The sequence below is a fragment of the Streptomyces sp. NPDC058877 genome (assembly GCF_042742855.1).
GTDB lineage: Bacteria > Actinomycetota > Actinomycetes > Streptomycetales > Streptomycetaceae > Streptomyces.
Genome location: NZ_JBHYMF010000256.1, coordinates 1 through 8,610, shown reverse-complemented (window position 1 = coordinate 8,610; position 8,610 = coordinate 1). Strand labels below are relative to the sequence as shown.

Below are 8,610 nucleotides of genomic sequence, written 5' to 3'. Positions count from 1 at the left end.
GCTTCGTGTACTTGCTTCCCACCTGGTGCTACTTCCTCTGGAACCTCAGGTCCCAGTCTCCAGGTGTCCACGATCAAGGGGAAGCTTCACTCCTGCTCCTGCAAGCTGCCTTGGTTCTGTGCTGAGCTGCAAGGTAGCCGCTACCTGTGGCAACGGCCCTACGGGGCGGGCGACCGGCCAGCTCCGGCGCCCGGACGGTCGTGCCGGTGATCCGATCCATGACCCACTCAGCGAGTGACTTGCCCACATGATCCGCCGAGCCGCCAGCGCCACTCTGCCATGGACGGCTCGGACACGGGCGCTCAGTGCATCCGCCTCCCGTCGCCCGTGCAGCCGACTCCGGCTGCCGACAGGGGGGCGAGCAGCTCAGCGAAGGCGTCGCCGGTGGCCGGGTGGGTGGAGAGGAGCGCCGCACCCGGGATCCCCCCGGAGGGGCTCGTCGTGCTCCACCCCTCCTCACAGCCCAACAACACCGCCCACGCATCACAAGCATCCGGATGGGCGGGAAGGAGCGCCGCACCCGCTGCGCCGGCCGCTGCGGGGAGACGCTGCGGAAGGGCTGCTTGCCGTTGGCTCCAGGGCGGCACCCAGGTGTCCAGCTCCTCCAGCCGGGCCGGGAAGGTCCGTCCCGCCTCCCGGACCAGCAGCGGGGCGAGGCCGGCGGCCTGGGAACGGAGGGTCGTGATGAGAACGGGCAGCCACGGCAGCAGAACGTCGTCGGGGAGGCGCCCGAAGGCGTTCGAGACGGCCTCCACCACCACGTCCGCAAGGCCGGGTACCGGCTCCAGGGCGTGGACGAAACCACTGAGGTAGCGCGGATAGGAGGGCACCACCAGGGGGTTGGCGAGCAGTTCGTCACAGCGTGCGCGCAGCTCGTCGCGGGTGAGCGTGCCCAACTGCACCTGTGCCGCCCACAGCAGCGCCGTCTTCGCCGGATCCTGTGGATGGGACTGGGCCACGGCCAGCTCCAGCTGTGCCCTGTCGCACCCCAGGGAGAGCGCCAGGCTCTCCATGCTGAACAGGAAGCCGAGCATGGCCGCCACTTGTCCGACCGTCGCGTCCTCGTCCCGGAATGCCATCGGCAACAGGGTGCAGTAGTGGGCGTACCCGGTGCGGACGAAGGACTCGATCCAGTGCGGCAGCACCGGCTCGCTGGTGCGGTAGTACGCAAGGAGCCCGCGTGCCCGGCGCAGCACCTCCGGTGCCCCGTCGACCGTGCGCTCCCCCGTCAGGACGTCGAGGGCGCGGGTGCCGAGCTCGTCGGCCAGGCGCCGACCTCCCAGGTACAGCGTGGCGTCCTCCACGGCCGCGAGGACCTCGGCGGTCGTCGCCTGCGGTGCGTACGCGGTGCGGCGCAGCCGCTGCTCCAGGACCTGTTCGAGACTCACGCCCTCGTAGCCGAGTTCGATGAGGGCTCGCTGGTGGGTGCCGAGGGCCAGGTCCCATGACTCCTGGATCGACTGCCCGCCGAGCCGTCGCTCCCCCATGACCGGCCGTGCGGCACCGTGCGGCATCAGGCGTCGCAGCATCCACAGGACGTCCGAGCAGGCGCGCAGCTCCGGCCGGGAGGTCATGTCGAGCAGGGCCCGCCGCACCCCGCGCTGCTGGAGGTTCAGCCCCAGGGGCGCCAGGCGGTCGTGGACGTCACGGGCGAGGGGCGGGAGGGCTTCGTAGCCGACCTGGCCGATCCGATCGCCGCCCATCATGATCTCGACGAGGCGGTGCACGTCCCGGCGTCCGGGCACACTGTCCTTCTCGATGCAGGTGACCGCCGCGTCCTGGAAGTCGTACGGGGTGGGCTTGGCCCGGTCCCGCATCCCGGCGAGCAGGAGGGAGGTCTCGAAAACGGCGATCGCGTCGGCCGTGGAAGCGAGGTAGCCGTTGCGGCGGGCGGCGCGGACGATCTCGACCGACCAGCCGAGCAGTTCGTCCTCGTCGAGGGCGTCGAGGACCGGTGGAAGGCGGAGGAAGCCAGTGAGTCGGTCGCCGGCCGGCCGGCCGGCGAGGGGGACGACGGCCTTCGTTGTCGCCCTCTTGGTCGCCGTCTTCTTCCTCCCCGTCTGACCTTCCAAGCGGTACGGCTGCACACCGGTGCGCTTCAGGTTCTTCGTCCATTGCGTTGCGGCGATCGACACGGAACCGGAGGCGAGTCCGAACTGGGCCTCGATGGCGCTGTTGCTGGAGGGGATCAGTCCGTACTGCCAGGTCGTGGCCGTGCGCGGAGAGACGTCGAAGCCGTCGCTCCCGTGCACACCGAACTCGTCCACCCGGCTGGCCGCGTGGAAGGCTCCGCAGACGTACAGGCAGTCCGCAGGATCGGTGCCGGTCGCAGTGAGGTGCTCGCGCATGCGGGACCACATGTAGCGCTCGCGGTCCTCGTCGACGCGGACGCGGTCGCCGTCGCCCGGGGCGAGCCGCCGGAACAGGCTGCCGATGAGGAACATGACCTGGCGGTAGGTGTCGTGGTCACTGTCACCGAGCGGGACCTCGACGTACTGGTGCCACCATTCCGACCAGTGTCGCACCTTGCCGTGGTGCAACAGGTGCTCTTCCAGCTCGGCGAAGCGCGGTCGCAGGTCTCCGATCTCGATGCCGACGGCTTCTCCGTGGAGCGCGGCCTCGGGGCCGTCGTCCTCCTGGGCCGGGGGCTCGGCGCGATCGTGGCGCGGGTCCCACTGGAAGACGTGGTCGGACGAGCGGTCGACCAGGACCAGTTCCACCCCGGGGGTGTCGAGGGCGTAGGAGATGGCCTGGTACTCGGCCGATGCCTCTGTGATCGGGGCGACGACGGACAGGGGCGCCCAGTCGGGCGGAAAGCCGTCGATGTCACTCGCGAAGGCCTGTACGGCAACCGGAAGTCGGCAGTTGCGGAGTTCGGTCAGGAGCGGCGTCATGTCCTCGCACAGTTCGAGGTAGACGACCTTGGGTCGTTTCTCGCGCAGTCGGCGGGCCATCGCGAGGGCGGAGGCCGGTGAGTGGTGGCAGACGGGGAAGATCTCCAGCGGCTCCGCCACGGCGCGGTCGACGTCGTCGACCATGCCGATGAGGATGTCCTCCAGGGCATCGGTGCCACCGGCGAACTCGGTCGCGGCTTGCTGCAGTTGTCCGCGCAGCTCGGCGAAGGGGGTTCCGGTCATGACAGCTTCGCGATCGCTTCACGGCCGCCCTCGAGGAACTCGGTCCAGGAACCGCCCTCTTCCTTGCCGCGCGGCTCGACGACTCCGTGCAGGTACTTGTTGAGGATGGCGAGGTCCTCCGGCTCTCGTCGGGCCAGCGTGCCGACCAGCGAGGAGGCGAGGGCGCGAGCGGTCAGGGTGCGCTCGCCGAAGAAGTTGCTGTGCAGGATCGAGTCCTCCAGGACTCCGATCTGCTCGGCGGTCGAGAGGGCGGACTCCAGCTTCTCGTCGTCACTGCCGGCCGCGGCGGCGGAGGCCCGCAGGTCGGCGAAGCTCTGGAGGAGGACGTCGAGGAGCGTCGGCGGCACGTCCAGTTCGATGGCGTGGCGGCGGAGGAGTTCCTCGGTGCGGAAGCGGACGATCTCCGCCTCGCTCTTCTTGTTCGTCACGACCGGGATGCGGACGAAGTTGAAGCGGCGCTTGAGCGCGGAGGAGAGGTCGTTGACGCCGCGGTCACGGCTGTTGGCCGTGGCGATGACCGAGAATCCGGGCTTCGCGAAGACGATGTTCTCGCCGTCGGCACCGTCGAGTTCGGGTACCGAGATGTACTTCTCGGAGAGGATCGAGATGAGCGCGTCCTGCACGTCGCTGGTGGAGCGGGTCAACTCCTCGAAGCGGCCGATGGTGCCGGTCTCCATCGCGGTCATGATCGGTGACGGGATCATCGACTCCCGGGACTGCCCCTTGGAGATGACCATCGACACGTTCCACGAGTACTTGATGTGGTCCTCGGTCGTGCCCGCGGTTCCCTGGACCACCTGGGTGGAGTTGCGGCTGATCGCGGCGGCGAGGAGCTCGGCGAGCCAGCTCTTGCCGGTGCCGGGGTCTCCGATGAGCAGCAGACCGCGGTCGGAGGCGAGGGTGACGATGGAACGCTCGACGAAGCTGCGGTCGCCGAACCACTTCTGCGCCACCTCGCGGTCCAGCCCGTCGGCGCGTTCGGAGCCGAGGACGAACAGGCGGACCATCTTCGGTGACAGCCGCCAGGAGAAGGGCTTGGGGCCGTCGTCGATGGACTCCAGCCAGTCGAGTTCCTCGGCGTACTTGATCTCGGCGGGGGCGCGGAGCAGGTCGGACATGTGTGGTGCCTTTCGGTGCTGGGGTCAGGTGAGGAAGGTCTTGAGTTCGTGCACGAGCTTGTTGACGTGTCCGGAGACCACCGGGGTGCCGAGCGCCTTGAACCGCTCCCGGAACCAGGGATTGACCTCCTGCCGCCCGGAGCTGGTCACCGAACCGACCGGAATGAACCGGACCCCGGAACGGTGGACCGCTTCGATGCCTTCGAACAGCGGCTGCGAGCGGTCGAACTCGTAGAAGTCAGAGATCCAGACCATGACGGTGTTCTTCGGCTCGGCGATCTTCGGCCTCGCCATGGCCATCGCCACCGGTCCGTCGTTGCCGCCGCCCAGGTTGGTGCGGAGGAGCACGTCGAACGGGTCGTGCACCCACGGGGTGAGGTCGATCGCGCGGGTGTCGTACGCGATGAGGTGGACGTCCACCTTGGGCAGTCCGGCGAAGATCGAGGCGAGGATGGTGCAGTTGACCATCGAATCGACCATGGAACCGGACTGGTCCACGACGACCACGAGCCGCTGCGGAGTGGTCCTGCGAACGGTGTGGCGGTAGTAGAGGCGGTCGACGTGGAGCCGCTCCTCCTCCGGGCTCCAGTTGGTGAGGTTCTTCCAGATGGTGCGGTCGAGGTCGAGGTTGCGGAAGACCCGCTTGGGCGGGATCGAACGGTCGAGCTCACCGACGGTGGCCTTCTCCACCTGGGTGCGGAGCACTTCGGCCACCTGGTCGACGTAGCGCTTGATCAGTGCCTTGGCGTTGGCCAGGGCCACGCCGGAGAGGTTGCCCTTGTCGCGCAGGAGCTGCTCGATCAGGGACATGCTGGGGGTGAGCCGTGCGGCGAGCGCGGGGTCGGCCAGCACTTCGCGCAGGTGCATGCGGTGGACGAGGTCGGCTTCGATGGCCCCGAGCTCGGGGCCGAGGCCGCCACCGGTGCGTGCTCCGCCCGCCGCTCCCTCGCCGCGCAGACCGCCGGGCGGACGGTTGAACGAACGCTCCAACCATCCCGTGTCCGATTGCCAGCGGGCGAGTTGCCCGGCGGACACCGTGCCGGAGCCGGTGGCGAAGACATTGAGCAACAGCTTGGACGCGAGCGCGGCGCGCCTCACCTCGGCCGCCCGGTCACGGGCGCCGTCCGGCTCGGGCTCCGGGGCCATCAGGCCGTCGAATTCTTCGGCCAGCCCGGGATGGCGCTGGATGACGGAGTCCACGGAGACGGTGGGGTCGAGCAGCGCGGTCGGTAGACCGATGTCCTCGACGACGTCGAGGCTCGCCGATTCCAGGGAGGCCTGCTCCTCGGAGTCGAAGAGTCGGGCGAGGAGTCGCCAGTAGAGGACTTGGCGTCGGTTGTCGTGGAGATCGGGCGCGCTGGACGCCGAAGGGGCGCGCCGGGGCGACGGCGTGGCGGTGGGGGACGCGGGCGGTTCGGCGGCGGCGTCGGCCCCCCTCGACGGGGCCGGCGCGGCAGAGCGGTCGGTCATCGGCGCAGCAGCCTTCCGGCCCGCTCTCGCAGCACCACGACCGAGTCCGTGGCCGCCTTCTCCGCGCGCGCCCCGGCCTTGTCGGTGGTGCCTCCGGCCCACGCGCCCGCGTGGACGGCGACCGTCTTCTTCCGGACCGTCGTCTCGACGGCGAGCGGTTGCAGGACGAACTCTCCGGCGTCCCAGCGGAGCAGTCCCAGGCACGTACCGGAGGCGGCGATCGTCTCCGGGGAGAGCGGGCTGGCGGCCGGAAGGCGGTCGGTGTCGACGGGCAGCCGGTGGCCCGCGAAGACGAACGCCGTCGCTCCGTCCTCCTCGCGTTCCGCCGCGTACCCCTCCAGCAGGACGGGCACGGCGATCCGGGCCGGATGGCGGTCCAGCGGCGCAACGACCGGATCGGTCGTGGTGGAGAGGGCGACCCGGGCCGTGGCGAAGGGGTCGGCCGGTCCTCCTGCCCGGGCGCGTTCGTCGTCCCAGATCAGGTCGCCCTCGGAGGTGACGGGCATGGCGTCGAGCTCCATGGAGGAGCCCTCGCTCACCGCGGCCAGCAGCGACATTCGGGGCCGGAGCAGCTGCCAGAGGCCGGCGCCGACGACGGTGTCCGGCTTGGGGGCGGACACCGCGGCCCGGACCAGCCTCGCCGGTGTGCCGTCCGCGGGTTCGAACACGGCGTGGACCTGGGCCTGTACGGCGGTCGCGTGCTCCTGCACGTCCACGCCGAGCGGCAACAGACGACCGGTCGCGGTGGAGGTGCGGGGAGCTCGGGTCGCTGCGGGCAGCGTCAGCAACAGGGCGCGCGCCCACAGGTCGGCCCAACGACGGGCCGGGACGCGTTCCAGGGCTGCGCCCGGGCAGGACGCGGCGAGTTCGGCCGAGAAGCCGTCGAGCAGCGTCGCCTGGCGGCGCAGCCGGGAGTCCGGGAGCATCGCGGAAACCACGGGGGCGGCACCGCCGACGAGCTCGTGGTCGATGCCCCGCCAGCCGGCACGGGCGAGGTCACACAGCCAGGCCCGGGCCGCGGCGAGGACGTTCGCGGCGGGCTCCTCCCCGCTGCTGCCCTGCGCCGGCTCCTTGGGCACCGGGCGGCCTGTGACGTCTCCGATGCGGACCGTCAGGGCGTCGTGGACGGCTCCCATGAGTGCGGAGCGGGCCGCCGCGAGCGCCACGAAGTGGTCTTCGCCCGCGGCACCGACAGCGGCCTTGTCCGCGGCCTCGGCGACGAGGCCGGCGAGCGGGCTGCCGACGAACGCGGCCCGGAACGCGGCAAGGCCTTCTGCTTGGGCGGGCTGTGGGCGGAGCAGTCCGCCCACGAGCGCCTCGTCGAATCCGTCGACGGCTTCGAGCGCCTCGTGCAGTCCGTCGATGGGGTCATCGAGGAGATCCATGCGCATCAGGCCACCGCCCTCGTCGGCGGGAACCACTGCATCTCGGGCAACGGCGCAGCGGTCGGTTCCAGTTCGAGATAGGCGAGGTGCCTCAGGAACCTGTTGAAGACCGGGGCGGCGGCCGCGGCGTCCCCCTGGGCGGGGCGCGTGGCGGTCATGGCCGAGAGCAGCGTCGGGGCGTCGGCCTCCTTCTCGACCGCGTCCACCTTCAGGTAGCGGGCGACGCGCTCCGGACCGTACTGGAGGACGGCCTCGGTGACGAGGGCACGGAGGTGGTTGCAGAACGCGCCGCGGGCACCCCCGCAGGGACGGTTGTTGTTGGTGCTGCAGGCGAACGCGTACGTCCCGGCGGCGATGGAGGACACGTACACGCGCCCTATGTCGGACCCGCTGGACACCACGCCCTGCAGACGCCCGTCGGCCAGCTCGACGAACGGTACCTTGGCCAGTTTCCGTGGCCGCGCGGGCAGTACCACCCGCGCCACACTCGACTTCTCCCAAACCGACAACACACTTCTCCCATGCACGCCAAAGGGGACGTTCACGCCAGAGCGGCGGAACAACAACGAACCTAACGCCGCCCACTGACATCGCCTCTGGACGCCTCCCTCAGAAGGCTTCTGGCAGAACGTCACGACCTCGCGCCGGAGAAGCCCGTGGGAGCGGGATGCGGGTGGCGAGGCGTGCGTGGAGGGATCGGGCGCACGACGGGCAGGAGGGGTCCACCGGGCGTACCGGCGCGCCGGCTCCGATCGGCCGGCCGTCCCCGGGGCACCCGGTCCGGCTACGGCTCCCGCAGCCTTCCGCGCCGTCCGACGAGGGGGCCGCGGAGGATCCGGCCTCCGGGTTCCGTCACCGCACCGCCGTTCGCCCGGCTCGGCGCCGCACGCGGGTCCGTTCCTCCGTGGTGAGGCCGCGGAGCGTCCACAGTCCGTGGAGCGCCAGCAGCGGTTTGGCGACCAGCCACTCACCGGGCCGGTATTCGTCCGCGCGCACGAGCCTCTCGGCGAGATCGGGGCGCTGCCGCCACAAGTACGCGCGGGCCTTGAGCGCGTGGGCCGGCTGTGAGGCGATCTTGATGCGGTCGACGTCCTCGATCAGGGGGATCACCCGGGTGACGTTCTCCCATGTCGTCCCGCTGCGTTCTTCGAGGAGCGCCGTGCCGTCGTACGCCAGGACGGACCTCGCGTACTCGGCCATCAATCGGGCCTCGGAGACGTCGCCGCCGACCGCGCCGCCGCTGAAGACCAGGCGCACGTCTCGCGTGCGGCCGGCGGCGAGGGAGCGGATGCCGGCGCGGACCCGCCAGCGGTTGATCAGGTTCGCCCTGGTCCCGGCGTTCCGGTACCCCAACACCACCACCGCTTCGACGGGGCCCTCGGCGTGCCCGACGAGGGTGCGGGACCAACGCCCGTTGAGCCACTCGCCCCAAGCCAGGGCCGCCGCCCCCGCCACCGCCAACCCGGTCCTCCGTCGCATGCCGTGGCCCTAGGGCACCGC

The 8,610-nt window shown here is 70.7% G+C and carries 6 protein-coding genes; all 6 read right to left on the bottom strand.

Features of this window, described 5'->3' with window-relative positions; genetic code table 11:
* Positions 1 to 302 precede the first annotated feature (302 nt).
* Positions 303 to 3,137 (bottom strand): DUF5682 family protein, encoded by a 2,835-nt coding sequence (locus tag ACFW2Y_RS32940; RefSeq protein ID WP_384886524.1) that lies wholly within the window; start codon positions 3,135 to 3,137, stop codon positions 303 to 305.
* Positions 3,134 to 4,255: an AAA family ATPase gene (locus tag ACFW2Y_RS32935; protein WP_384886521.1), complete on the bottom strand. Its 1,122-nt coding sequence runs from the start codon at positions 4,253 to 4,255 to the stop codon at positions 3,134 to 3,136. Before ACFW2Y_RS32935 ends, ACFW2Y_RS32940 begins: the two co-directional genes overlap by 4 nt.
* Positions 4,256 to 4,279: 24 nt before the next feature.
* Complete coding sequence (locus ACFW2Y_RS32930) at positions 4,280 to 5,725, bottom strand: VWA domain-containing protein (protein ID WP_384886518.1); 1,446 nt, start codon at positions 5,723 to 5,725, stop codon at positions 4,280 to 4,282.
* On the bottom strand, positions 5,722 to 7,146 hold the full coding sequence (locus ACFW2Y_RS32925) for a hypothetical protein (protein ID WP_384886515.1): 1,425 nt from the start codon (positions 7,144 to 7,146) through the stop codon (positions 5,722 to 5,724). Before ACFW2Y_RS32925 ends, ACFW2Y_RS32930 begins: the two co-directional genes overlap by 4 nt.
* Positions 7,116 to 7,619, bottom strand: coding sequence for a hypothetical protein (locus tag ACFW2Y_RS32920; RefSeq protein WP_384886528.1), 504 nt, complete (start codon positions 7,617 to 7,619; stop codon positions 7,116 to 7,118). Before ACFW2Y_RS32920 ends, ACFW2Y_RS32925 begins: the two co-directional genes overlap by 31 nt.
* A gap of 343 nt (positions 7,620 to 7,962) precedes the next feature.
* Entirely contained in the window at positions 7,963 to 8,589 is a 627-nt protein-coding gene (locus ACFW2Y_RS32915) for a YdcF family protein (RefSeq protein ID WP_384886512.1), read from the bottom strand.
* Positions 8,590 to 8,610 lie beyond the last annotated feature (21 nt).

Coding starts and splice junctions, on each gene's coding strand:
- ACFW2Y_RS32940 (WP_384886524.1), bottom strand. CDS start 3,137: ATGACCGGAACCCCCTTCGCCGAGCTGCGCGGACAACTGCAGCAAGCC.
- ACFW2Y_RS32935 (WP_384886521.1), bottom strand. CDS start 4,255: ATGTCCGACCTGCTCCGCGCCCCCGCCGAGATCAAGTACGCCGAGGAA.
- ACFW2Y_RS32930 (WP_384886518.1), bottom strand. CDS start 5,725: ATGACCGACCGCTCTGCCGCGCCGGCCCCGTCGAGGGGGGCCGACGCC.
- ACFW2Y_RS32915 (WP_384886512.1), bottom strand. CDS start 8,589: ATGCGACGGAGGACCGGGTTGGCGGTGGCGGGGGCGGCGGCCCTGGCT.